Genomic DNA, 23,080 nt, shown 5'->3' with positions numbered 1-23,080 from the left:
CTCGCGTAATACTAATTGTGCGCATCATCACAGAGTCGAAGGTAAAACAATAAGATGAAAACGCCCCTGATAACCCGCGAAGGGTATGAAAAACTCAAACAAGAGCTGAATTACCTCTGGCGTGAAGAGCGCCCGGAAGTCACCAAAAAGGTTACCTGGGCCGCAAGTCTGGGTGACCGCAGCGAAAATGCCGACTACCAGTATAATAAAAAGCGTCTGCGTGAGATCGACCGCCGTGTCCGTTATTTGACCAAGTGCATGGAGAATTTGAAAATCGTCGATTACTCCCCGCAGCAAGAGGGCAAAGTCTTCTTTGGCGCGTGGGTCGAGATAGAAAATGACGATGGCGACATCCGTAAATTCCGTATTGTCGGCTACGATGAGATCTTCGGTCGTAAAGATTACATTTCTATCGACTCACCGATGGCGCGGGCGCTGCTGAAAAAAGAGGTCGGCGATCTCGCGATAGTCAACACCCCTGGTGGTGAAGCCAGTTGGTACGTGAACGAAATTGAATACGTTAAGTGAGACCGGAACAATCCGAAGCCCCGGTAGATGACTGGCATTTTTGCCAGTCAATCCGTATAACTATCCCCTGATTTTTTATCCTATAGACGAAGCTATCCATGATGAATGATTCTTTCTGCCGCATTATCGCAGGTGAAATTCAGGCTCGTGCTGAACAGGTAGAAGCTGCCGTTCGCCTGCTTGACGAAGGGAACACCGTGCCGTTTATCGCACGTTATCGTAAGGAAATCACCGGCGGTCTGGACGATACGCAACTGCGTAATCTGGAGACCCGTCTGGGATATCTGCGTGAACTGGAAGACCGCCGTCAGGCAATCCTGAAATCTATCGGCGAGCAAGGCAAACTGACCGACGATTTGGCGAACGCGATCAACGGCACGTTAAGTAAGACCGAACTCGAAGATCTCTATCTGCCGTACAAACCTAAGCGCCGCACCCGTGGGCAGATAGCCATTGAGGCCGGACTGGAGCCGCTGGCAGATCTGCTGTGGAACGAACCGTCCCATGACCCGGAAACCGAAGCTGCAAAATATCTCAACGCCGAAAACGGCGTGGCCGATACCAAAGCCGCCCTCGATGGCGCACGCTACATTCTGATGGAGCGCTTCGCCGAAGACGCTGCGCTGCTGGCAAAAGTGCGTGATTATTTGTGGAAAAACGCCCATCTGGTTGCCGCCGTGGTTAGTGGGAAAGAAGAGGAAGGCGCTAAGTTCCGCGATTACTTCGATCACCACGAACCTATTTCTACCGTTCCATCCCACCGTGCGCTGGCCATGTTCCGTGGTCGTAACGAAGGCGTGTTGCAGCTTTCACTAAATGCCGATCCGCAATTCGATGAGCCGCCAAAAGAGAGCCACGGCGAGCAGATTATCCAGGATCACCTGGGACTGCGCCTGAACAACGCCCCCGCTGACAGCTGGCGTAAAGGCGTTGTTAGCTGGACGTGGCGCATCAAAGTGCTGATGCACCTTGAAACTGAGCTGATGGGTACCGTGCGTGAACGTGCGGAAGATGAAGCAATCAACGTCTTTGCCCGTAACCTGCATGACCTGCTGATGGCCGCCCCGGCCGGGCTGCGCGCCACAATGGGTCTCGATCCGGGTCTGCGTACCGGTGTAAAAGTGGCGGTGGTTGACGGTACCGGCAAGCTGGTCGCGACCGACACTATTTATCCGCATACCGGCCAGGCAGCCAAAGCCGCCGTTGCCGTGGCGGCGTTGTGTGAAAAATACAACGTTGAGCTGGTCGCGATTGGTAACGGTACGGCGTCGCGCGAAACCGAGCGTTTCTTCCTCGACGTGCAGAAACAATTCCCGAAAGTGACCGCGCAGAAGGTGATCGTCAGCGAAGCCGGGGCATCGGTTTACTCTGCTTCCGAGCTGGCGGCGCTGGAGTTCCCGGATCTCGATGTTTCGCTGCGTGGCGCGGTGTCTATCGCCCGTCGTTTGCAGGATCCGCTGGCTGAGCTGGTGAAAATCGATCCGAAATCTATCGGCGTGGGCCAGTATCAGCACGATGTTAGCCAGACGCAGCTGGCGCGTAAGCTGGATGCGGTGGTGGAAGACTGCGTGAACGCCGTCGGCGTCGATCTGAATACCGCTTCCGTGCCGCTGCTGACCCGCGTTGCTGGCCTGACGCGCATGATGGCGCAAAACATCGTCGCCTGGCGCGATGAGAACGGTCAGTTTCAGAACCGTCAGCAACTGCTAAAAGTTAGCCGCCTGGGGCCAAAAGCCTTTGAACAATGCGCGGGCTTCCTGCGTATCAACCATGGCGATAACCCACTGGATGCTTCTACCGTTCACCCGGAAGCTTATCCGATTGTGGAACGCATTCTGGCCGCAACCGAACAATCGCTGCGTGACCTGATGGGCAACAGCAACGAACTGCGCAATCTGAAAGCAGCCGATTTTACCGACGAACGCTTCGGGGTGCCGACCGTCACCGACATCATCAAAGAGCTGGAAAAACCGGGCCGCGACCCGCGTCCTGAATTTAAAACCGCGCAGTTTGCTGATGGCGTAGAAACCATGAACGATCTGCTGCCGGGAATGATTCTGGAAGGGGCAGTCACTAACGTCACGAATTTCGGCGCGTTTGTTGATATTGGCGTTCATCAGGATGGTCTGGTGCATATCTCTTCATTGTCGAATAAGTTCGTCGAAGATCCACACACCGTGGTGAAAGCGGGCGACATTGTGAAGGTGAAAGTGCTGGAAGTTGACCTGCAACGTAAGCGTATCGCACTGACCATGCGTCTGGACGAGCAGCCGGGTGAAACCAATGCGCGTCGCGGCGGCGGGAATAACGATCGCACTCAAAGCAATCGCCCGGCACCAAAAGCCGCGAAACCTCGTGGTCGTGACGCACAGCCTGCGGGTAACAGCGCCATGATGGATGCGCTGGCGGCGGCAATGGGTAAAAAACGCTAGTGTAACTTTTGTGCCGGATGGGGGGGTAACCTCCTTATCCGGCTAACTTGTCGCAATTAATTTGTAAGCCGGATAACACGCGTGAGCGTCGCCATCCGGCATATTTAGTCTCTTTCCCGCTTTCTACCGCCATATATTTATCACTTCATTAACAGATGAAACCTTAATTAAACATTAAGATCCTCACTAATTATTTCCGCGAATCATTCGTTCCCAACCAGAATAAATATTGAGGAATATCAAAATTGGCGCAAATTATTATCCAATTGTACATTCCGTCACATTTATTCTATTGATGATAGAAACCATTCTCATTATCATTGATCTGTTGATTATTTACTCTTTCCTTACGTTGGCTAATCATCTGGCCTCATGCCGCCTTGTCGCCCCATGAGGTAATCATCCAGTTAGCGAGATATAAGTAGGTCCCTATGCAATTCACTCCTGACAGTGCGTGGAAAATTACCGGTTTTGCCCGTGAAATCAGCCCGGCTTATCGTCAGAAACTGTTGTCACTTGGCATGCTACCCGGCTCCTCTTTCAACGTGGTACGCGTCGCCCCACTCGGCGATCCTATCCATATCGAAACGCGTCGCGTAAGTCTGGTATTGCGTAAGAAAGATCTGGCGTTATTAGAAGTGGAAGCGGTTTCCTGTTAATACAGTGAGTCTATAAAAATGAAAAAACTAACCATTGGTTTAATTGGCAATCCTAATTCCGGCAAGACAACTTTATTCAACCAGCTTACCGGCGCACGCCAGCGTGTAGGCAACTGGGCTGGCGTTACCGTTGAGCGTAAAGAAGGTCATTTCGCAACGACGGACCACCAGGTCACGCTGGTTGATTTACCCGGCACCTATTCTCTGACGACAATCTCATCCCAGACCTCTCTCGATGAGCAGATCGCCTGTCACTATATTTTAAGCGGCGACGCGGATCTCTTGATCAACGTGGTCGATGCTTCAAACCTTGAACGCAACCTCTACCTGACGTTGCAACTGCTTGAGCTGGGCATCCCCTGCATCGTCGCGTTGAATATGCTGGATATTGCCGAGAAGCAGCAAATCCGTATCGATATCGATGCCCTCTCCGCTCGCCTTGGTTGCCCGGTGGTTCCGCTGGTATCCACCCGCGCCCGCGGCATTGAAGCGCTAAAGCTGGCTATCGATCGCTACAAAGAAAACGACACCGTCGAGCTGGTTCATTATGCCCAGCCGCTGCTGCAGGAAGCGGATTCCCTCGCCGATGCGATGGCCAAAGATATGCCGTTAAAACAGCGCCGCTGGCTAGGCCTGCAGATGCTGGAAGGCGATATCTACAGCCGGGCCTACGCGGGTGATGCCGCGCAAAACCTTGATGCCGCCATTGCACGTCTGAGCGAGACAATGGACGATCCGGCACTGCATATCGCCGATGCGCGCTATCAGTGCATTGCCGCTATCTGCGATACCGTCAGCAACACCCTGACGGCAGAGCCGAGCCGCTTCACCACCGCAGTAGATAAAATCGTCCTCAACCGCTTCCTCGGGCTGCCGATTTTCCTGTTCGTGATGTACCTGATGTTCCTGCTCGCCATCAACATTGGCGGCGCGCTGCAACCGTTGTTTGACGTCGGCTCCGTAGCGCTCTTTATCCATGGTATTCAGTGGATTGGCTACACGCTGCACTTCCCGGACTGGCTCACTATCTTTTTGGCGCAAGGTCTTGGCGGCGGGATTAACACCGTGCTGCCACTGGTACCGCAAATCGGCATGATGTACCTGTTCCTCTCCTTCCTTGAAGACTCCGGTTACATGGCGCGCGCCGCGTTTGTAATGGACCGTCTGATGCAGGCGCTGGGGCTGCCGGGCAAATCGTTTGTCCCGCTGATCGTCGGCTTTGGCTGTAACGTACCGTCAGTGATGGGCGCACGTACGCTGGACGCCCCGCGTGAACGTCTGATGACCATCATGATGGCGCCGTTTATGTCCTGTGGCGCTCGCCTGGCGATTTTCGCCGTCTTTGCCTCAGCGTTCTTTGGTCAGAACGGTGCGCTGGCGGTCTTCTCACTGTACGTACTGGGTATCGTTATGGCGGTATTGACCGGTCTGATGCTCAAACACACCATCATGCGTGGCGAAGCAACGCCGTTCGTGATGGAGCTGCCGGTGTACCACGTGCCGCACATTAAGAGTCTGATTATTCAGACCTGGCAACGCCTGAAAGGCTTCGTTCTGCGTGCGGGTAAAGTCATCATCATCGTCAGCATTTTCCTCAGCGCGTTTAACAGTTTCTCGCTGAGCGGAAAAATCGTCGACAACATCAACGACTCTGCTCTGGCCTCCGTCAGCCGCGTAATCACGCCGATCTTCAAGCCGATTGGCGTTCACGAAGATAACTGGCAGGCAACCGTAGGTCTGTTCACCGGCGCGATGGCGAAAGAAGTGGTTGTCGGTACGCTGAACACGCTCTATACCGCAGAAAACATTCAGGAAGAAGAGTTCAACCCGGCAGATTTCCACCTCGGTGACGAGCTGCTCGGCGCGGTAGATGAGACCTGGCAAAGCCTGAAAGACACCTTCAGCCTGAGCGTACTGGCTAACCCTATTGAAGCCAGCAAAGGCGACGGTGAAATGGCTACGGGTGCAATGGGCGTGATGGGCGAAAAATTTGGCAGCGCTGCCGCCGCTTACAGCTACCTGATTTTCGTGCTGCTGTATGTGCCGTGTATTTCGGTAATGGGCGCTATTGCACGTGAATCCAGCCGTGGCTGGATGAGCTTCTCGATTCTGTGGGGCCTGAACATCGCCTACTCTCTGTCGACGCTGTTTTATCAGGCGGTCAGCTACAAAGAGCACCCGACCTACAGCCTGGTGTGCATTTTAGCTGTCATCCTGTTTAACATTGTGTTGCTGGGCCTGCTGCGTCGAGCTCGCAGTCGCGTGGATCTCGCACTGCTGGCGACCAACAGGACGGCAAGCTCCTGCTGTTCCAGCACCACTGGCGACTGCCACTAAGGTTATCGACAATGGCATCGCTTATTCAGGTTCGTGATTTATTGGCTTTGCGGGGACGCATGGAGGCAACTCAAATTAGCCACACGCTGCACACCCCGCAGCCTATGATTGACGCCATGCTGAATCAGTTAGAAAAGATGGGCAAAGCGGTGCGGATTCAGGAAGATGCCGACGGGTGTCTTTCCGGAAGCTGCAAGAGTTGTCCGGAAGGTAAAGCCTGCCTGCGCGAGTGGTGGGCTTTGCGCTAGTTCGATGCCGGATGGCGCTACGCTTCCGGTCTAAAAATGACTGCAAACGTCCTGGCCGGATAAAGCGTTTATGCTGATATCTGGCTTTTTGCGTAATGGATTCCACAAAGATATCTCTGTTTCAGCAAAGCAGATCTATCCTCCAGCCTGGCGCGCATCGTTATCAACTCGTGGATGATTACTGGCGACCAGGGAAGTAGAGTCTCGTCATCTTGTTTCTCAGGTGACGGATCGCCATGAATACTGACACGACTGCTACGCCGCATGACGCGATTTTTAAAACGTTCTTAAACCACCCTGCTACCGCACGCGACTTTATTCGGCTCCATCTTCCAGCCTCTTTGCAAAAACTGTGCGATCTGAACACGCTACAACTGGAATCGGGCAGCTTTATTGAGGACGATTTGCGCGCGTACTATTCCGATGTGCTGTGGTCATTAAAAACCCGCGAAGGCGATGGCTATATTTACACCATCATTGAGCATCAGAGCACCGCCGATGCCCATATGGCATTTCGGCTGATGCGTTATGCCATTGCGGTCATGCATCGTCATTTGGCTGCAGGTCACAAGAAACTCCCGCTGGTGATACCCATGCTTTTTTATCATGGCGCGGCAAGCCCATACCCCTACTCACTCTGCTGGCTGGACGAATTTGACGACCCAAAGGCCGCCAGACAACTTTATACCTCAGCGTTTCCACTGATCGATATCACCGTGGTTCCCGATGACGAGATCATGCAGCATCGCCGGATGGCGCTGTTGGAACTCATCCAAAAACATATTCGTAAACGCGATTTGATGGGGCTGGTAGAAAAACTGGCCATCCTGATTATTAAAGGACACGCTAATGACAGCCAGTTGAAAGCCTTGTTTAATTATCTAATGCAGGTCGGGGACACCACACATTTTACCGAGTTTCTTCATGAGGTCGCCGAACGTTTACCCCAACATAAGGAAAAGTTGATGACTATCGCCGAAAGATTACGACAAGAAGGGCATCTTAATGGTCTTCAGGAAGGTCATATGAAAGGGTTACAAGAGGGATTACAAGAAGGGTTACAAACGGGCTTGCAACAAGGTAAACGAGAGGAAGCTTTACGTATTGCATCAACCCTGCAGGCTGATGGTATCGACCCGCTGACCATCTTCAGAATTACCGGACTGACCGCTGAGGATCTGGCTACGCGTAGCCATTAATCTCAAGCCCGGTAAGCGTGGCTCTACCGGGCAATACAACAGATTTATAGGCGTTTTTTTAACGCCACCAGCGCTGCGCAGAACTCTGCAGGATGCGAGATAAACGGTGCATGCGCCGCTTTAGCAAATATCAATGACTCGCTATGCGGCCACAGGGCATCGAGCATTGGGACCACTTTGCGCGGAACCAGTCCATCGAGATAGCCGTACAACCGCAGAAAAGGCATGTTCACAGCGCACAGAGGCTCACGCAGATCGACCGTTTTCAGGATCTCCAGTCCGCCATTGAGCACCTCGACCTTCGGCATGGGTAACGCCAGCACTGTTTTCTTCAGTGCTCGCGCATCCTGACGCGCGGTGTCCGTGCCCATCGTCTGCAACGCCAGAAAACGTTCCACCGTACGCTGGAAATCTTCGCTCAACTGCTGCTGGAAACCTGCCAGCACTTCTGGCTTGATACCCGGCCACTCGTCACGCGCGCTAAAGCAAGGGGAAGACGCCACGGTCACCAGCGCCTGAACACGTTCAGGATGGGTTAACGCCACCTGGCTTGCGACCAGCCCGCCCAGACTCCAGCCGAGCCAGATGGCTTTCTCCGGTGCCTGTTTTACTACCCGCTCAGCCATCTCTTCCAGCGACATTGCGCCGAACCGCTGGCTGCGACCAAATCCCGGTAAGTCGACAAGATGCAGCGTGAAATGCGAACTCAGTTCCTCGCTTATGCAATGCCACACTTGCGCATTCAGTCCCCATCCGTGCAGCAGCACAAGATGGCAATTTCCCGAACCCTGGGTCTGCCACCAGATGTCATTCATCAGTTATTGTTCTCTTTTAGCCTGAAAGGATGCTTCTATGCTAACAGTACCGGGATTGTGCTGGCTATGCCGAATGCCCCTGACGTTAGGGCATTGGGGGATCTGTTCAGTCTGCACACGGGCACCGCATCAGCACGTCAGCCGGTGCCCTCAATGTGGACTCCCTGCCGCGCATACCGTCGTTCCCTGCGGGCGCTGTCTGCAAAAACCACCGCCGTGGCAGCGACTGGTTACCGTCAGCGACTATGCTCCGCCATTGAGCGGGCTTATCCACCAGCTCAAGTTTTCCCGACGTGGCGAAATGGCCCCCGCTCTTTCACGCTTGCTGTTGCTGGAGGTATTACAGGCCCGGCGCGTCAGCGGTCTTCCTCTGCCGGACAGGCTCGTCAGCGTCCCGCTCTGGCAACGCCGGCACTGGCGCAGAGGGTTTAATCAGAGCGACTTACTGTGTCGTCCCCTGGCCCGCTGGCTGGGCTGCGATTGGGACAGCCGGGCCATCACGCGGGTTCGGGCAACCGCCACACAGCACCATCTCAGCGCCCGATTACGTAAACGTAACCTGAAAAACGCCTTTCGCCTTGAATTGCCAGTGCAGGGACTCCATATGGTCATTGTGGATGATGTCGTCACTACCGGAAGTACCGTCGCGGAAATCGCGCAGCTGCTTTTACGCAACGGCGCGGCGACTGTCCAGGTATGGTGCCTGTGTCGAACCTTGTAGAGCCTCGATGATGGGCGTATTATAACCAAGTAAAATAGTCAACTATTAGGCCATTACTATGATCCATATTTCCGATGCTGCACAAGCGCACTTTGCCAAACTGCTGGCAAATCAGGAAGAAGGGACACAAATCCGCGTATTTGTGATTAATCCCGGCACGCCTAACGCTGAATGCGGCGTTTCTTATTGTCCGCCGGACGCCGTGGAAGCAACCGACACCGCCATTAAATTTGACCTGCTGACCGCATATGTTGATGAACTGAGCGCACCGTATCTGGAAGATGCAGAAATCGATTTCGTTACCGACCAGTTAGGCTCCCAGCTGACCCTGAAAGCACCAAACGCCAAAATGCGTAAAGTTGCCGATGATGCGCCGCTGATGGAACGCGTGGAGTACATGCTGCAATCGCAGATCAACCCACAGCTGGCAGGTCACGGTGGTCGCGTCTCTCTGATGGAAATCACCGATGAAGGCTACGCTATTCTGCAGTTTGGCGGCGGATGTAACGGCTGTTCAATGGTGGATGTAACGCTGAAAGAAGGTATCGAGAAGCAGCTGCTGGCTGAATTCCCTGAACTGAAAGGCGTTCGCGATTTAACCGAACACCAGCGCGGCGAGCACTCTTACTACTAACGCCTCAACCTGTAGAGTTTCCGTAGGCCCGTTAAGACGCATCCGCGCCGCCATCGGGCATTGATGCCGGATGGCAGCGTAATCGCTTTATCCGGCCTACAACCTTGCATTTCTCCGCATATTTCCTGCAACAATCCCCCTCATAATTTGACCAGCCTCTCATAATTTAAATTTTGCCTGCCCAGGTGATTTTCAAGCGCCGCATGTTACCCGTATCATTCGCATCAGCACCTAACACACACATAACAGCCAGCTAAACTGATTAGTTTTGAAGGCAACCAGCATTGGTGCTGAGAATGCTCTGTTCCCGGTCGGGACAATCGGAATTTGTCATCTAAACACTGACGTTACCCATAACAAAGTAAAGGCCAGGTAAATCATGCCATTAGTCATCGTTGCTATCGGTGTAATCTTGTTACTCCTCCTGATGATCCGTTTCAAAATGAACGGTTTCATCGCTCTCGTCCTGGTGGCGCTTGCTGTCGGATTGATGCAAGGGATGCCACTGGATAAAGTCATCGGTTCGATTAAAGCCGGTGTCGGCGGAACCCTTGGCAGCCTCGCCCTGATTATGGGTTTTGGCGCCATGCTGGGCAAAATGCTGGCGGACTGCGGCGGCGCACAGCGCATCGCAACCACCCTGATTGCTAAATTCGGCAAAAAACATATTCAGTGGGCGGTGGTATTAACCGGCTTCACTGTCGGTTTTGCCCTGTTCTACGAAGTCGGCTTCGTGCTGATGCTGCCGCTGGTGTTCACCATCGCCGCTGCTGCCAACATCCCGCTGCTGTATGTTGGCGTGCCGATGGCTGCTGCGCTGTCCGTAACTCACGGCTTCCTGCCGCCGCACCCAGGTCCGACCGCTATTGCCACCATTTTCCATGCAGATATGGGTAAAACCCTGCTGTTTGGTACGATTCTGGCAATCCCGACCGTTATTCTCGCCGGTCCGGTGTACGCTCGCTTCCTGAAAGGCATCGATAAGCCAATCCCGGAAGGTCTGTACAGCGCGAAAACGTTTACTGAAGAAGAGATGCCTGGCTTTGGGGTCAGCGTCTGGACCTCTCTGGTACCGGTTATCCTGATGGCGATGCGCGCCGTGGCGGAGATGATTCTGCCAAAAGGCCACGCTTTCCTGACGGTGGCAGAATTCCTGGGTGACCCGGTTATGGCAACGCTTATCGCGGTGCTGATTGCAATGTTCACTTTTGGTCTGAACCGTGGACGTTCGATGGATCAGATCAACGACACGCTGGTGTCCTCCATCAAAATCATCGCGATGATGCTGTTGATCATTGGTGGTGGCGGTGCCTTCAAACAGGTCCTAGTGGATAGCGGCGTGGACAAGTACATCGCGTCAATGATGCACGGTTCAAACGTTTCTCCGCTGCTGATGGCATGGTCTATCGCTGCGGTACTGCGTATCGCACTGGGCTCCGCAACCGTTGCAGCGATCACCGCTGGTGGGATTGTGGCACCGCTGATTGCAACGACCGGCGTAAGCCCTGAACTAATGGTTATTGCGGTTGGTTCCGGTTCCGTCATTTTCTCCCACGTGAACGATCCAGGCTTCTGGTTGTTCAAGGAGTACTTCAACTTGACCATCGGTGAAACCATCAAGTCATGGTCAATGCTGGAAACCATTATCTCCGTCTGCGGTCTGGTAGGGTGTCTGCTGCTGGGTATGGTGGTCTGATAAAACTGTGCCGGGTGGCGCTTCGCTTACCCGGCCTACCTGCTATCACCCTAAAAAAGCCGGGGAAATCCCCGGCTTTTTTACTTCTTCTTCGCGGCCGCTTTTCGGCGCTTATCCAAATCCTTAATCAGCTTGTTCACACCGTCATCGGCAAACATCTGCTCCAGCGTGGCGGTGAGCTTACGCCGCCAGTTTTTGTACTGGTCGCTGGTCCCCGGAATATTGACGGGCTCAGCCATATCCAGCCAGTCTTCCGGTTGCAGGCCCAACAGCGCACTGTTGCTGTCAGCGATGTAGCGTTGCATGCCGCGATTAAGAATCGGCGTCATCGACATCAGTGACGCCTTGTGACCAGCACGTTTTGGCAGGCACCCGTATTTGTGCAGCGCGTCCAGCAGCCCCTGTTTCGCCAGTTCTCTGTCCTGATACAACCCACGCAGCACGACTTCATCCGGGTACAGACCCAGTGCCTTACCCAGCGTCAGATCGCCGCTATCCCAATAACCTTTAAGCGTAGGAAGGTCATGCGTCGCCGCGACTGCCATTGATTGTTCCGGGTACGCTTTCGGCGCGCGGAAATTTTTCTCATGGTCATTCTCAAAATAAAGCACTTTGTAGGAGTACACGCCGCTGTCACGCAGCTTGCTGACGATCTCTACCGGCACAGTCCCCAGATCTTCACCAATTACCATGCAGTGATGACGTTTACTTTCCAGCGCCAGAATTGAAAGCAGATCGTCGACCGGATAATGCACGTAGGCGCCGTGATCGGCAGTTTCGCCGTAAGGGATCCACCACAGACGCAGCATCGACATAACATGGTCGATACGCAACGCACCGCAGTTCTGCATATTGGCACGCAGCAGTTCGATAAACGGTTCGTAAGCGCGTGCCGTGATGATATGCGGATCCATCGGCGGCAATCCCCAGTTTTGCCCGAGCGGACCGAGAATATCCGGCGGTGCGCCAACCGAGGCTTTCAGGCAATACAACTCGCGGTCGCACCAGGTTTCCGCCCCGCCTTCGGCCACGCCGACAGCCAGATCGCGATATAATCCAATCGGCATCGCAAAGCCCTGGCTGGTTTTCCAGCAATCAGCAAACTGGGTATACGCCAGCCACTGCAACCACAGGTAGAAATCCACTTCATCACGATGCTCTTCGCAAAAGCGTTTTACCTCTGGCGAATCCACCGACTGAAAAGCTTGCGGCCACACCGGCCAGCCCCAGCGCAGTGCGTCCTCTTTCACCTGATGCGCATGCAGCGCGTCAAAGGCCGCCTGCCAGTACAGGCTATCCCCTTCCTGAATCACAAACTGGCGAAATGCCGCCATCTGCTCATCGTCACGTGCAGAGAAACTTTTCCACGCCATACGCAGCGCTGTCATCTTCAATGCGGTAACGGCAGAATAATCAACCCACTCGGTATCACGCGCGCGTTGCAGAGCTTGCTGAGTCGCGGGTTTCTGCCACCAGGCCTGCGCCTCTTTATTCAGGCGAAAATCGTCTACTGCGTTCACATCAATATAAATAACGTTCAACCAGCGGCGTGACGACGGGCTGTACGGACTGGCACTCTCCGGGTTCGCCGGATACAGCGCGTGAATCGGATTCAGGCCGATAAACGCGCCGCCGCGTTGCGCCACCTCCACCAGCATGGCACGGAGATCGCCAAAGTCGCCAATCCCCCAGTTTTTTTCTGAACGCAGGGTATAGAGCTGAACGCATGCGCCCCACAGCTTCTGCCCGGCTAATAGAGCCTGCGGCTCATAGCAGCGTTTCGGCGCGACGATGATGCGGCAATGGGTACGCAACTCCCCCTGGGTTAGGGTAAGCGTGTGATACCCTTCCGGCAGCTTCGCCGGAAGGTTGAACGATTTACCGCCGACGGCATGTCCTTTGTGCTGCACGCCCTCTTCGGTGGTCAGCAGCCAGGTAAACTCTCCGCGTCCCTCAACTGCCAGCGGCATTTTCTTACCAGCGGTATAAACCATGACATTCGGCACCGGGGCCACCGCCACCTGAGCGGTGGCGGTGGAGCGATGCATAGCGTCAAGCAAACGCCGCTTGGTTTCGACGCCAATAGACTGCGGTTTACCGTGGGCATTAATGTAATTGGGGCTAATCCCCGCCGCCAACGCGGCATTATCCAGACGTTTGCTTTCCATCGCGATTCCTTAACGTTTCGCCTGCCAGATACGAGTCTGATAATCGCGAATGGAGCGATCCGAACTGAACATGCCGCAACGCGCGGTATTCAGAATCGCCGCCCGGGTCCAGGCTTCCTGGTCACGATACAACACGTCAACCTGCTTCTGGGCTTCAACGTAGGCCGCGAAGTCCGCCATTACCAGATACGGGTCACCGCCCTGCTTGCCGATACTGTGCAGCATCTGGTCGAAGGCATGTTTATCGCCGTCGCTATACTTCCCGCTTTCCAGCTCTTTCAGAACAGCATCCAGCACTTTATCTTTCTTACGCCATTTCACCGGGTCGTACCCTTTGGCCTTGAGCGCCTTCACCTCTTCCACGGTATGACCAAAGATAAAGATATTCTCGTCACCTACCTTCTCGGCGATTTCGACGTTTGCGCCATCCAGCGTACCGACAGTTAACGCACCGTTCAGCGCCAGCTTCATGTTACCGGTGCCGGAAGCCTCTTTCCCTGCGGTGGAGATTTGCTCAGAGATATCCGCCGCTGGGATCAACATTTCCGCCGCCGAGACACAATAATCCGGCAGGAATACGACCTTCAGCTTGTCGCCCACTTGCGGGTCGTTATTGATGGTTTCTGCAACCTTGTTAATGGCGAAGATGATATTTTTCGCCAGGTAGTAACCCGGAGCGGCTTTCGCGCCAAACAGGAATACGCGCGGCACGCGATCGGCCTGCGGGTTCTCTCGAATTTCTTTGTACAACGCCAGAATATGCAGCAAGTTGAGGTGCTGACGCTTGTACTCATGCAGGCGTTTAATCTGAATATCAAAGAGAGCGTTAGTCGTTATCTCAATACCGGTACGCGCTTTAATAAACTTCACCAGACGCGCTTTGTTCGCCAGCTTGATGTCACGATACTGCTGACGAAACTTCGCGTCGTCGGCGTATTTTTCCAGGTTAATCAACTGTTCGAGGTCGTTGGCCCACTCTTTTTTCAGCGATTTATCCAGCAGCGCGGCAAGTGCCGGGTTGCACTGCTTAATCCAGCGACGCGGAGTAATCCCGTTAGTGACGTTATGGAATTTGTTCGGCCAGAGCTGATGATATTCCGGGAACAGATCCTTCACCACCAAATCGGAGTGCAGCGCCGCCACGCCGTTAACCGCAAAGCCGCTGACCACACACATGTTGGCCATACGCACCTGTTTGTTATGCACCACCGCCAGCTTCGCCCAAACTTCAGCATCACCCGGCCAGGTTTTATCGACCAGCTTCTTAAAGCGGTCGTTAATCTCTTTGATGATTTGCATATGGCGCGGCAGTAGTGCTTTCACCAGCTTCTCGTCCCAGCACTCCAGCGCCTCTGGCATCAAAGTGTGGTTGGTATAAGCAAAGGTCTTGCTGGTAATAGCCCACGCATCGTCCCAGCTCATCTGGTGCTCATCAATCAGCACACGCAGTAGCTCAGGGATGGCGATGGTCGGGTGAGTATCGTTGAGCTGAATCACCTCAAAATCAGCCAGCTCATGCAGTTTACGCCCTGCCAGATGATGGCGGCGCAGAATGTCAGCTACGGAGCAAGCGCACTGGAAGTATTGCTGCATCAGGCGCAGCTTTTTACCCGCGGTGTGGTTGTCGTTCGGGTACAGCACTTTGGTGAGTTTTTCAGCGTCGATGCCCTGCTGCTCTGCGCGCAGGAAATCGCCGTCATTAAATTTGGTCAGGTTAAACGGATGCGCGTGACTGGCCTGCCACAGACGCAGCGGTTGCGCCACGCCGTTACGGTAGCCGAGAACCGGTAGATCCCAGGCCTGGCCGGTGATAACAAACCCCGGCTCCCAGTGCCCTTCTTTGGTGACCTTGCCGCCAATCCCTACTTGCACATCCAGTGCCTCGTTGTGACGGAACCACGGATAGCTGCCGCGATGCCAGTCATCCGGGGCTTCCATCTGCTGCCCATCGGCAAATGACTGACGGAACAGGCCGTACTGGTAGTTGAGACCATAGCCCGTCGCCGATTGACCGACTGTCGCCATCGAATCAAGGAAGCAGGCCGCCAGGCGTCCCAATCCACCGTTACCCAGCGCCGGGTCGATCTCTTCTTCCAGCAGGTCGGTCAGGTTGACGTCATGCGCTTTCAGTTCATCGCTCACCGCCTGATACCAGCCGAGATTGAGTAAGTTGTTGCCAGTCAGACGGCCAATCAAAAACTCCATCGAGATGTAGTTAACATGGCGCTGATTTTTTGCCGGCTTCGCCGCAGGCTGGGCGCTGAGTAACTCAGCCAACGCCCCACTCACTGCCTGCCACCACTGGCGCGACGTCATTTCTTGAGCCGACAGTAAACCGAAGCGCTGCCACTGACGCGTCAGGGCAGCCTGAAATTGATCTTTGTTGAAAGTAGGCTGTGACATAGGGGTTCCAGATCCTTAGGTAATAAAACAACGTTATCGCTAGTTTGCCAGGCTCGTTGTTGACCTTCCTCATCCTGGCACGGATTAGGCAGGGAGGAGGAGCGGGGATGAGCATAAAAGTGTGATCGCCGCCACTTAAAGGGGGTGTTATCGCCCGTAAATTCGCGTAAGCCCGGCATAACGCCCCTGTAATGCCCAACGGACGGCGCATTAATAACAAGAGATAAATCGACAATATCAAATAGAGGGGTGACGATGGGAAACAATGTGTAAACAGAGAAATAGTTTCTAACCTGAAATATCCAAGGTGGATAAGATAATTCACATAAAATTTTTAAGTCGGCCACAAAATTCGGCTCTTTACATTAAGCAACTGAGTAACCTTATAAAAAGGGAGGTATTTTTCGGCTCAGCCAAAATACCGACGGATCCAGTCGCCACGCCTGTTGTGACTCTTTAAAGCAATTAATGTAATAGATGTTTAGATTTGTGACATAGTGCAAAATCAGACACACAAAAAGTCCGCTTAGCTTGCATAAAACACTAATCTGGCCGACCTTATATCTATTAATTACGAAGCGCAAAAAAAATCATTTTTCCCCATTTTCACACAGTGAAGTGACTAACTTATGTTGATTCCGTCTAAATTAAGTCGTCCGGTTCGACTCGACCATACGGTGGTTCGTGAGCGCCTGTTGGCTAAACTTTCCGGCGCGAACAATTTCAGGCTTGCCCTGATAACAAGTCCTGCTGGTTATGGAAAAACGACGTTGGTTTCACAATGGGCAGCGGGGAAGAACGACTTAGGCTGGTACTCTCTGGATGAAGGCGATAATCAACAAGAGCGCTTTGCCAGCTATCTGATCGCCGCTATCCAGCAGGCAACCGGTGGACACTGCACCACCAGCGAAGCGATGGTGCAAAAGCGCCAATACGCCAGCCTGACGTCACTGTTTGCGCAGCTATTTATTGAACTGGCCGAGTGGCACCGCCCGCTCTACCTGGTAGTGGATGATTATCATCTCATCTCCAATCCGGCAATTCACGAAGCGATGCGTTTCTTCCTGCGTCATCAGCCTGAGAACCTCACGCTGGTCGTGCTGTCGCGCAACCTGCCGCAGTTGGGTATTGCCAACCTGCGAGTACGCGATCAGTTGCTGGAGATAGGCAGCCAACAGCTGGCGTTTAACCACCAGGAAGCCAAACAATTTTTCGATCGACGTTTGTCCTCGCCTATCGAAGCGGCAGAAAGCAGCCGGATGTGCGATGACGTTGCTGGCTGGGCCACGGCGTTACAGCTGATTGCCCTCTCCGCCCGCCAGAACAACCACTCTGCACACCAGTCCGCACGCCGCCTCGCCGGGATCAACGCCAGCCATCTGTCCGATTATCTGGTTGATGAAGTGCTGGACAGCGTCGACCTCGGCACCCGTCATTTCCTGCTGAAAAGCGCCATTCTGCGCTCAATGAACGACGCACTGATCGTCCGGGTCACCGGGGAAGAAAACGGCCAGATGCGGCTGGAGGAGATTGAGCGCCAGGGATTATTCCTGCAGCGGATGGATGACGTCGGTGAGTGGTTCAGCTATCACCCGCTGTTTGGCAGCTTTTTACGCCAGCGCTGTCAGTGGGAACTGGCAAGCGAACTGCCCGAAATACACCGCGCCGCCGCTGAAAGCTGGATGGCGCAAGGCTTCCCCAGCGAAGCGATCCACCACGCGCTGGCGGCAGGCGACGCGCATATGCTACGCGATATCCTGCTTAACCATGCGTGGGGACTGTTTAACCACAGCGAACTGACATTACTGGAAGAGTCGCTGAAAGCCCTGCCGTGGGAAAGTCTGCTGGAAAATCCGCGTCTGGTTCTGCTGCAAGCCTGGCTGATGCAAAGCCAGCACCGCTACGGCGAGGTTAATACCCTGCTGGCGCGCGCTGAGCAGGAAATAAAAGGCGACATGGAACCGACGCTGCACGCCGAATTTAACGCCCTGCGAGCGCAGGTCGCGATTAACGACGGAAATCCTGACGAAGCCGAGCGCCTGGCAAAGCTGGCGCTGGATGAGTTACCCATCGCCTGGTTCTATAGCCGTATCGTCGCCACCTCGGTACATGGTGAAGTCCTGCACTGTAAGGGCGATCTCACGCGTTCTCTGGCGTTGATGCAGCAAACCGAGCAAATGGCGCGCCACCATGACGTCTGGCATTACGCGCTGTGGAGTTTAATTCAGCAAAGTGAAATTTTGTTTGCCCAGGGCTTTTTACAGGCCGCCTGGGAGACTCAGGAAAAAGCGTTTCAGCTGATCAAAGAGCAGCATCTGGAACAGTTGCCGATGCACGAGTTCCTGGTGCGTATTCGCGCGCAACTGCTGTGGGCATGGGCGCGCCTGGACGAATCGGAAGCGTCTGCCCGCGCGGGTATTGAACTGCTTTCCACATTCCAGCCGCAGCAACAGCTACAGTGCCTGGCGCTGTTGATTCAATGTTCGCTGGCCCGGGGGGATCTGGACAATGCGCGTAGCCTGCTTAACCGCCTGGAAAACCTGCTGGGTAACGGTCACTATCACAGTGACTGGATCTCGAACGCCGATAAGGTACGGGTGATTTACTGGCAAATGGTGGGCGACAAAAATTCGGCCGCCAACTGGCTGCGCCACACGCCGAAACCGGAATTCGCCAATAACCACTTCCTGCAAAGCCAGTGGCGCAACATCGCCCGCGCGCAGATCCTGCTGGGCGAGTTTGAACCGGCTGAGATTGTGCTGGAAGAGTTGAATGAAAATGCGCGCAATCTGCGCCTGATGAGCGATCTGAACCGTAACCTGCTGCTGCTTAATCAGCTCTACTGGCAGGCAGGACGCAAAAATGACGCACAGCGCGTGTTACTCGACGCGCTGCAGCTGGCGAACCGCACCGGATTTATCAGTCACTTTGTCATTGAAGGTGAGGCCATGGCGCAGCAACTGCGTCAGCTGATTCAGCTCAATACCTTACCGGAACTCGATCAGCACCGCGCCCAGCGTATTTTGCGTGAGATTAACCAGCATCACCGCCATAAATTCGCCCACTTCGATGAAGGATTCGTTGAGCGTCTGCTTACTCACCCGGAAGTACCGGAGCTTATCCGGACCAGCCCGCTGACCCAGCGCGAATGGCAGGTTCTGGGACTGATTTATTCGGGCTACAGCAACGAGCAGATCGCCGGAGAATTGGCCGTCGCGGCAACGACCATCAAGACGCACATCCGCAATTTGTATCAAAAGCTCGGCGTCGCACACCGCCAGGATGCGGTGCAACATGCGCAGAAACTGCTGAAAATGATGGGGTATGGGGTTTAGTTAATGCCTGATACGCTACGCTTATCAGGCTTGGAATTAACTTAGCACAGCTCTAACTGAATATGATGGTCCGCAATAACCTGCATCACGCCAGCTGGCGGCAGCGTGTCGGTATACACCGCATCCACCATGCTGATACTGCCCATATTCACCATCGCGTTACGCCCAAACTTCGAGTGATCCACCACCAGCATCACATGCCGTGAATTCTCAATAATCGCGCGCTTGGTGCGAACTTCGTGATAATCAAACTCCAGCAGGGAGCCATCGCTATCGATACCGCTAATCCCTAAGATGCCGAAGTCCAGGCGGAACTGAGAAATAAAGTCGAGGGTCGCTTCGCCCATAATACCGCCGTCGCGGCTACGCAGTTCGCCACCGGCGAGTATGATGCGGAAATCCTCTTTCGCCATCAGCGTATTCGCCACATTGAGGTTGTTGGTCACAATGCGTAAATTGCTGTGATTGAGCAGCGCGTGAGCCACCGCTTCCGGCGTAGTGCCGATATCAATGAACAACGTAGAACCGTTCGGGATCTGCGTGGCAACTTTGCGGGCAATGCGCTCTTTTTCCGCCGTCTGTGTCGCTTTACGGTCATGCCACGGGGTGTTGACCGAGCTGGAGGGCAGCGCCGCGCCACCGTGATGGCGCAAAATCATGTTCTGATCGGCCAGATCGTTAAGATCGCGGCGAATCGTCTGCGGGCTGACGGAGAAATGCTCCACCAGCTCCTCAGTACTGACGTATCCCTGTTTCTTTACCAGCTCGATGATCGCGTCATGTCGTTGTGTTTGCTTCATTATTGTTCCCTGAAATTACGTTCGTTTTCGTACATTCATAGTATCGGCAAACGCCATTGCCAGACCCACGGCCAGCCCGGCGATATGTGCGCCGTTCGCCATTGACATGCCGAACACATCAAACCAGCCGGCAACAATCCAGATCAAAGCAAAGATAATCAAACCACGCTGCAGGAAAATACCACTTTGTGGATCGCGCTCGCCGCGCAACCACACATAACCCATCAGCGCATATACCACGCCAGACAGCCCACCAAACCACGGGCCGCTAAATTTCTGCTGAACGTAGCCGCTTAGCAGGGCGCTGATCACGGTAATTACAATCAGTTTTCCGCTGCCCAGACGCTTTTCAACCGCACCGCCGAGATACCACCACCACAGCAGGTTGAACAGAATATGCATCAGCGAGAAGTGCATAAAAGCGTGGGTGAAATAACGCCAGAATTCAAATTTCAGCGAAGGGTCAAACGGCCATGCCAGCCAGAGCATCACGGTCTGGTCGCCCAGCGTGTTCATCGCGATAAAGACCAGCACACACGCGGCCATCACCACCCAGGTTACCGGGCCTGCGCGTTCGCGCAATGTGGCCAGGAACGGATAACGCTGGTAGCGCAGACCGCTGTCGGTATGACCCGACTGCCAGCTTGCCGCGAGGTAACGCGGATCGCCTGGATTCTCCAGAAACCGCGCCAGCTCAGCATGCACGCGCTCAGCCTGGGACTCATCCGCCAGCCAGACATCCGTTTGCTGATGTTGTTGAATCGTCAGGATAACGCCCTGTGTCGCCATATAATCAACAAATGCCTGCGCCACGCGGGGGTTAGCAAAAGAGGTAATCATCAACATGGTTGCTGTCGCTTATTCCACACAAAAGAGGACAGTATATATACCCTTCTTACTTCGAGCTGCATCTTTGTTGGCTTTCCTCACTCACTCCGGTCACGTACTGCTCGTACGCTCCCGGAGATTCGCTGCGTCGCCGTCGCGATGCAACTCGAATTAATTTGGGTATAGTCTTACGAACCGTATGCCACTTCTGCCGGAAAATGTCGATGCCAGGCGTCGAAGCCGCCGTCAACACTGTAAACCACGTCATAGCCCTGCTGAAGAAGATATTGCGCCGCGCCTTTACTGCTGTTGCCGTGATAACACATTACTAACACGGCGGTGTCGAAATCATGCTCGCGCATAAATGACCCCAGCGTGTCGTTCGTCAGATGAAACGCCTGTGGGGCGTGACCCATCGCATAGCTTTGCGGGTCGCGGATATCCACTAACACCGCGGTCCCCTGGTGCAGCTTCTGATGCGCTTCTTCGACATTAATACATTCAAACTGATCCATTGCTCTCTCTTCTTTATATTGCAGGTGACGCTTTTCAGACATGTTACTTCTTAGTGTACGTCCCGACGGCAGTTAAACGCCATAATGTTATATGTATCACTGTAAATTGTTTATCCGATGTTACCAATGGCGCGATTCTTTGCTATTATGCTCGATAACGAACATTAATGAGCTATAACGAAAGTGCGAGAGGCCAGCATGGAAACCAAAGATCTGATTGTGATAGGTGGAGGCATCAACGGTGCCGGTATCGCGGCAGATGCCGCTGGACGCGGTTTATCCGTGCTGATGCTGGAAGCGCAGGATTTAGCCTGCGCCACCTCTTCCGCTAGCTCCAAACTCATCCACGGTGGCCTGCGCTACCTGGAACACTACGAATTTCGCCTGGTGAGCGAAGCGCTGGCCGAACGTGAGGTGTTGTTGAAAATGGCACCGCATATCGCCTTCCCGATGCGCTTTCGTCTGCCCCATCGCCCGCACCTGCGTCCAGCGTGGATGATCCGCATTGGTCTGTTTATGTACGATCATCTGGGCAAACGCACCAGTTTGCCGAGTTCGACCGGTTTGCGTTTTGGCGCAGATTCCGTAATGAAACCTGAGATTGTGCGCGGTTTCGAATATTCTGACTGCTGGGTAGACGATGCGCGGCTGGTTTTGGCAAACGCCCAAATGGTCGTACGCAAAGGCGGAGAGGTGTTAACCCGCACTCGCGCTACCTCCGCTCGCCGTGAAAACGGTTTGTGGATTGTTGAAGCTGAAGATATCGATACCGGTAAAAAGCACACCTGGCAGGCGCGTGGTCTGGTCAATGCCACCGGCCCATGGGTGAAAGAGTTCTTCGACGACGGCATGCATCTGCCATCGCCGTACGGTATTCGTCTGATTAAAGGCAGCCACATCGTGGTGCCGCGCGTCCATACCCAGAAGCAAGCTTATATTCTGCAAAACGAAGATAAACGTATTGTGTTTGTCATCCCATGGATGGACGAATTCTCGATCATCGGGACGACTGACGTCGAATACAAAGGCGATCCGAAAGCGGTAAAAATTGATGAGAGTGAAATCAATTACCTGCTGAAGGTCTACAACGCGCACTTTAAGAAACAACTGGGCCGTGACGATATCGTCTGGACCTACTCGGGTGTACGCCCGCTGTGCGATGACGAGTCCGACTCGCCGCAGGCTATCACCCGTGATTACACGCTGGATATCCACGATGAAAACGGCAAAGCGCCGCTGCTGTCGGTCTTTGGCGGTAAGCTGACGACCTACCGTAAGCTGGCCGAACACGCGATGGAAAAACTGGCGTCGTACTATCAGGGAATCGGTCCGGCGTGGACAAAAGAGTGCATTCTGCCAGGCGGTGACATCGGCGGCGATCGTGAAGATTACGCGGCCAAACTGCGCCGTCGCTACCCGTTCCTGACCGAGTCGCTGGCGCGCCATTATTCGCGCACCTACGGCAGTAACACCGAATGGATTATCGGGGAAGCCACCTCGCTTGCCGAGTTAGGTGAAGACTTCGGCCATGAGTTCTATGAGGCCGAGCTGAAATATCTGGTCGATCACGAATGGGTGCGCCGTGCGGAAGATGCGCTGTGGCGTCGCACGAAAGAAGGTATGTGGCTGAACGCTGAACAGCAGTCGCGCATGACCCAGTGGCTGGCGGAGTACATTGAGAAACAGCAGCTGTCGCTGGCGTCTTAAGACACTCGATATAAAACTGTAGGCCCGGTAAGCGTCAGCGCTACCGGGCCTTTTG

The 23,080-nt window shown here is 54.1% G+C and carries 17 protein-coding genes; 11 read left to right on the top strand and 6 right to left on the bottom strand.

Annotated elements, in window-relative coordinates:
- Positions 1–54 precede the first annotated feature (54 nt).
- From greB to HV311_RS01665, 6 genes are all read left to right on the top strand, one after another.
- The gene (greB, locus tag HV311_RS01690; protein WP_016154802.1) at positions 55–528 is read left to right on the top strand and encodes a transcription elongation factor GreB; all 474 of its coding nucleotides are present in this window, start codon (positions 55–57) and stop codon (positions 526–528) included.
- A 98-nt stretch (positions 529–626) separates the two neighbouring features.
- Positions 627–2,960: a Tex family protein gene (locus HV311_RS01685; protein WP_016154803.1), complete on the top strand. Its 2,334-nt coding sequence runs from the start codon at positions 627–629 to the stop codon at positions 2,958–2,960.
- A 431-nt stretch (positions 2,961–3,391) separates the two neighbouring features.
- Positions 3,392–3,619 (top strand): ferrous iron transporter A, encoded by a 228-nt coding sequence (gene feoA, locus HV311_RS01680; RefSeq protein ID WP_003023519.1) that lies wholly within the window; start codon positions 3,392–3,394, stop codon positions 3,617–3,619.
- 18 nt (positions 3,620–3,637) lie between these two features.
- Entirely contained in the window at positions 3,638–5,956 is a 2,319-nt protein-coding gene (feoB, locus tag HV311_RS01675) for a Fe(2+) transporter permease subunit FeoB (RefSeq protein WP_191220646.1), read from the top strand.
- Between the two features lie 11 nt (positions 5,957–5,967).
- Positions 5,968–6,204: a [Fe-S]-dependent transcriptional repressor FeoC gene (gene feoC, locus HV311_RS01670; RefSeq protein ID WP_003023516.1), complete on the top strand. Its 237-nt coding sequence runs from the start codon at positions 5,968–5,970 to the stop codon at positions 6,202–6,204.
- A 236-nt stretch (positions 6,205–6,440) separates the two neighbouring features.
- Entirely contained in the window at positions 6,441–7,403 is a 963-nt protein-coding gene (locus tag HV311_RS01665; protein ID WP_191220645.1) for an Rpn family recombination-promoting nuclease/putative transposase, read from the top strand.
- Positions 7,404–7,447: 44 nt separating this feature from the next.
- Here HV311_RS01665 and bioH read toward each other — a convergent pair whose 3' ends face one another.
- The gene (gene bioH / locus HV311_RS01660; protein ID WP_191220644.1) at positions 7,448–8,218 is read right to left on the bottom strand and encodes a pimeloyl-ACP methyl ester esterase BioH; all 771 of its coding nucleotides are present in this window, start codon (positions 8,216–8,218) and stop codon (positions 7,448–7,450) included.
- Positions 8,219–8,255: 37 nt separating this feature from the next.
- Between bioH and gntX the strand changes: the two genes are divergently transcribed.
- From gntX to gntT, 3 genes are all read left to right on the top strand, one after another.
- The gene (gntX, locus tag HV311_RS01655; protein WP_191220643.1) at positions 8,256–8,939 is read left to right on the top strand and encodes a DNA utilization protein GntX; all 684 of its coding nucleotides are present in this window, start codon (positions 8,256–8,258) and stop codon (positions 8,937–8,939) included.
- Positions 8,940–8,997: 58 nt separating this feature from the next.
- The gene (nfuA, locus tag HV311_RS01650) at positions 8,998–9,573 is read left to right on the top strand and encodes a Fe-S biogenesis protein NfuA (protein WP_003023509.1); all 576 of its coding nucleotides are present in this window, start codon (positions 8,998–9,000) and stop codon (positions 9,571–9,573) included.
- Positions 9,574–9,952: 379 nt separating this feature from the next.
- Complete coding sequence (gntT, locus tag HV311_RS01645; protein ID WP_003023507.1) at positions 9,953–11,269, top strand: gluconate transporter; 1,317 nt, start codon at positions 9,953–9,955, stop codon at positions 11,267–11,269.
- Positions 11,270–11,349: 80 nt separating this feature from the next.
- Here the strand turns inward: gntT and malQ are convergent, their stop codons facing one another.
- Positions 11,350–13,437, bottom strand: a complete 2,088-nt coding sequence (gene malQ / locus HV311_RS01640; RefSeq protein WP_191220642.1) for a 4-alpha-glucanotransferase — start codon at positions 13,435–13,437, stop codon at positions 11,350–11,352.
- A gap of 9 nt (positions 13,438–13,446) precedes the next feature.
- Complete coding sequence (gene malP / locus HV311_RS01635; RefSeq protein WP_181546751.1) at positions 13,447–15,840, bottom strand: maltodextrin phosphorylase; 2,394 nt, start codon at positions 15,838–15,840, stop codon at positions 13,447–13,449.
- 629 nt (positions 15,841–16,469) lie between these two features.
- Between malP and malT the strand changes: the two genes are divergently transcribed.
- Entirely contained in the window at positions 16,470–19,175 is a 2,706-nt protein-coding gene (malT, locus tag HV311_RS01630) for an HTH-type transcriptional regulator MalT (RefSeq protein ID WP_191220641.1), read from the top strand.
- A 41-nt stretch (positions 19,176–19,216) separates the two neighbouring features.
- Here malT and HV311_RS01625 read toward each other — a convergent pair whose 3' ends face one another.
- The 3 genes from HV311_RS01625 to glpE form a co-directional block, all read right to left on the bottom strand.
- Entirely contained in the window at positions 19,217–19,975 is a 759-nt protein-coding gene (locus tag HV311_RS01625) for a DeoR/GlpR family transcriptional regulator (RefSeq protein WP_003023499.1), read from the bottom strand.
- A 15-nt stretch (positions 19,976–19,990) separates the two neighbouring features.
- Positions 19,991–20,821, bottom strand: a complete 831-nt coding sequence (glpG, locus tag HV311_RS01620; RefSeq protein ID WP_016154811.1) for a rhomboid family intramembrane serine protease GlpG — start codon at positions 20,819–20,821, stop codon at positions 19,991–19,993.
- A gap of 170 nt (positions 20,822–20,991) precedes the next feature.
- Positions 20,992–21,318: a thiosulfate sulfurtransferase GlpE gene (gene glpE, locus HV311_RS01615; RefSeq protein ID WP_049271932.1), complete on the bottom strand. Its 327-nt coding sequence runs from the start codon at positions 21,316–21,318 to the stop codon at positions 20,992–20,994.
- A 198-nt stretch (positions 21,319–21,516) separates the two neighbouring features.
- On the opposite strand from glpE, the gene glpD reads away from it, so the two are divergent.
- The gene (glpD, locus tag HV311_RS01610) at positions 21,517–23,025 is read left to right on the top strand and encodes a glycerol-3-phosphate dehydrogenase (RefSeq protein WP_016154812.1); all 1,509 of its coding nucleotides are present in this window, start codon (positions 21,517–21,519) and stop codon (positions 23,023–23,025) included.
- The last annotated feature ends 55 nt before the right edge of the window (positions 23,026–23,080 follow it).

This window comes from Citrobacter sp. RHBSTW-00881 (assembly GCF_013728515.1).
Lineage (GTDB): Bacteria > Pseudomonadota > Gammaproteobacteria > Enterobacterales > Enterobacteriaceae > Citrobacter > Citrobacter braakii.
The sequence above is the reverse complement of the archived record's forward strand: the minus strand, read 5'-3'. Positions and strand labels throughout refer to the sequence as shown.

Excerpts from the sequence above, each read along its gene's own strand:
- glpE (WP_049271932.1), bottom strand. The coding sequence starts at position 21,318 with ATGGATCAGTTTGAATGTATTAATGTCGAAGAAGCGCATCAGAAGCTG.
- gntT (WP_003023507.1), top strand. The coding sequence starts at position 9,953 with ATGCCATTAGTCATCGTTGCTATCGGTGTAATCTTGTTACTCCTCCTG.
- malQ (WP_191220642.1), bottom strand. The coding sequence starts at position 13,437 with ATGGAAAGCAAACGTCTGGATAATGCCGCGTTGGCGGCGGGGATTAGC.
- malT (WP_191220641.1), top strand. The coding sequence starts at position 16,470 with ATGTTGATTCCGTCTAAATTAAGTCGTCCGGTTCGACTCGACCATACG.
- feoC (WP_003023516.1), top strand. The coding sequence starts at position 5,968 with ATGGCATCGCTTATTCAGGTTCGTGATTTATTGGCTTTGCGGGGACGC.
- gntX (WP_191220643.1), top strand. The coding sequence starts at position 8,256 with ATGCTAACAGTACCGGGATTGTGCTGGCTATGCCGAATGCCCCTGACG.
- HV311_RS01665 (WP_191220645.1), top strand. The coding sequence starts at position 6,441 with ATGAATACTGACACGACTGCTACGCCGCATGACGCGATTTTTAAAACG.
- glpG (WP_016154811.1), bottom strand. The coding sequence starts at position 20,821 with ATGTTGATGATTACCTCTTTTGCTAACCCCCGCGTGGCGCAGGCATTT.
- HV311_RS01685 (WP_016154803.1), top strand. The coding sequence starts at position 627 with ATGATGAATGATTCTTTCTGCCGCATTATCGCAGGTGAAATTCAGGCT.
- feoB (WP_191220646.1), top strand. The coding sequence starts at position 3,638 with ATGAAAAAACTAACCATTGGTTTAATTGGCAATCCTAATTCCGGCAAG.
- malP (WP_181546751.1), bottom strand. The coding sequence starts at position 15,840 with ATGTCACAGCCTACTTTCAACAAAGATCAATTTCAGGCTGCCCTGACG.
- greB (WP_016154802.1), top strand. The coding sequence starts at position 55 with ATGAAAACGCCCCTGATAACCCGCGAAGGGTATGAAAAACTCAAACAA.
- glpD (WP_016154812.1), top strand. The coding sequence starts at position 21,517 with ATGGAAACCAAAGATCTGATTGTGATAGGTGGAGGCATCAACGGTGCC.
- nfuA (WP_003023509.1), top strand. The coding sequence starts at position 8,998 with ATGATCCATATTTCCGATGCTGCACAAGCGCACTTTGCCAAACTGCTG.
- feoA (WP_003023519.1), top strand. The coding sequence starts at position 3,392 with ATGCAATTCACTCCTGACAGTGCGTGGAAAATTACCGGTTTTGCCCGT.
- bioH (WP_191220644.1), bottom strand. The coding sequence starts at position 8,218 with ATGAATGACATCTGGTGGCAGACCCAGGGTTCGGGAAATTGCCATCTT.
- HV311_RS01625 (WP_003023499.1), bottom strand. The coding sequence starts at position 19,975 with ATGAAGCAAACACAACGACATGACGCGATCATCGAGCTGGTAAAGAAA.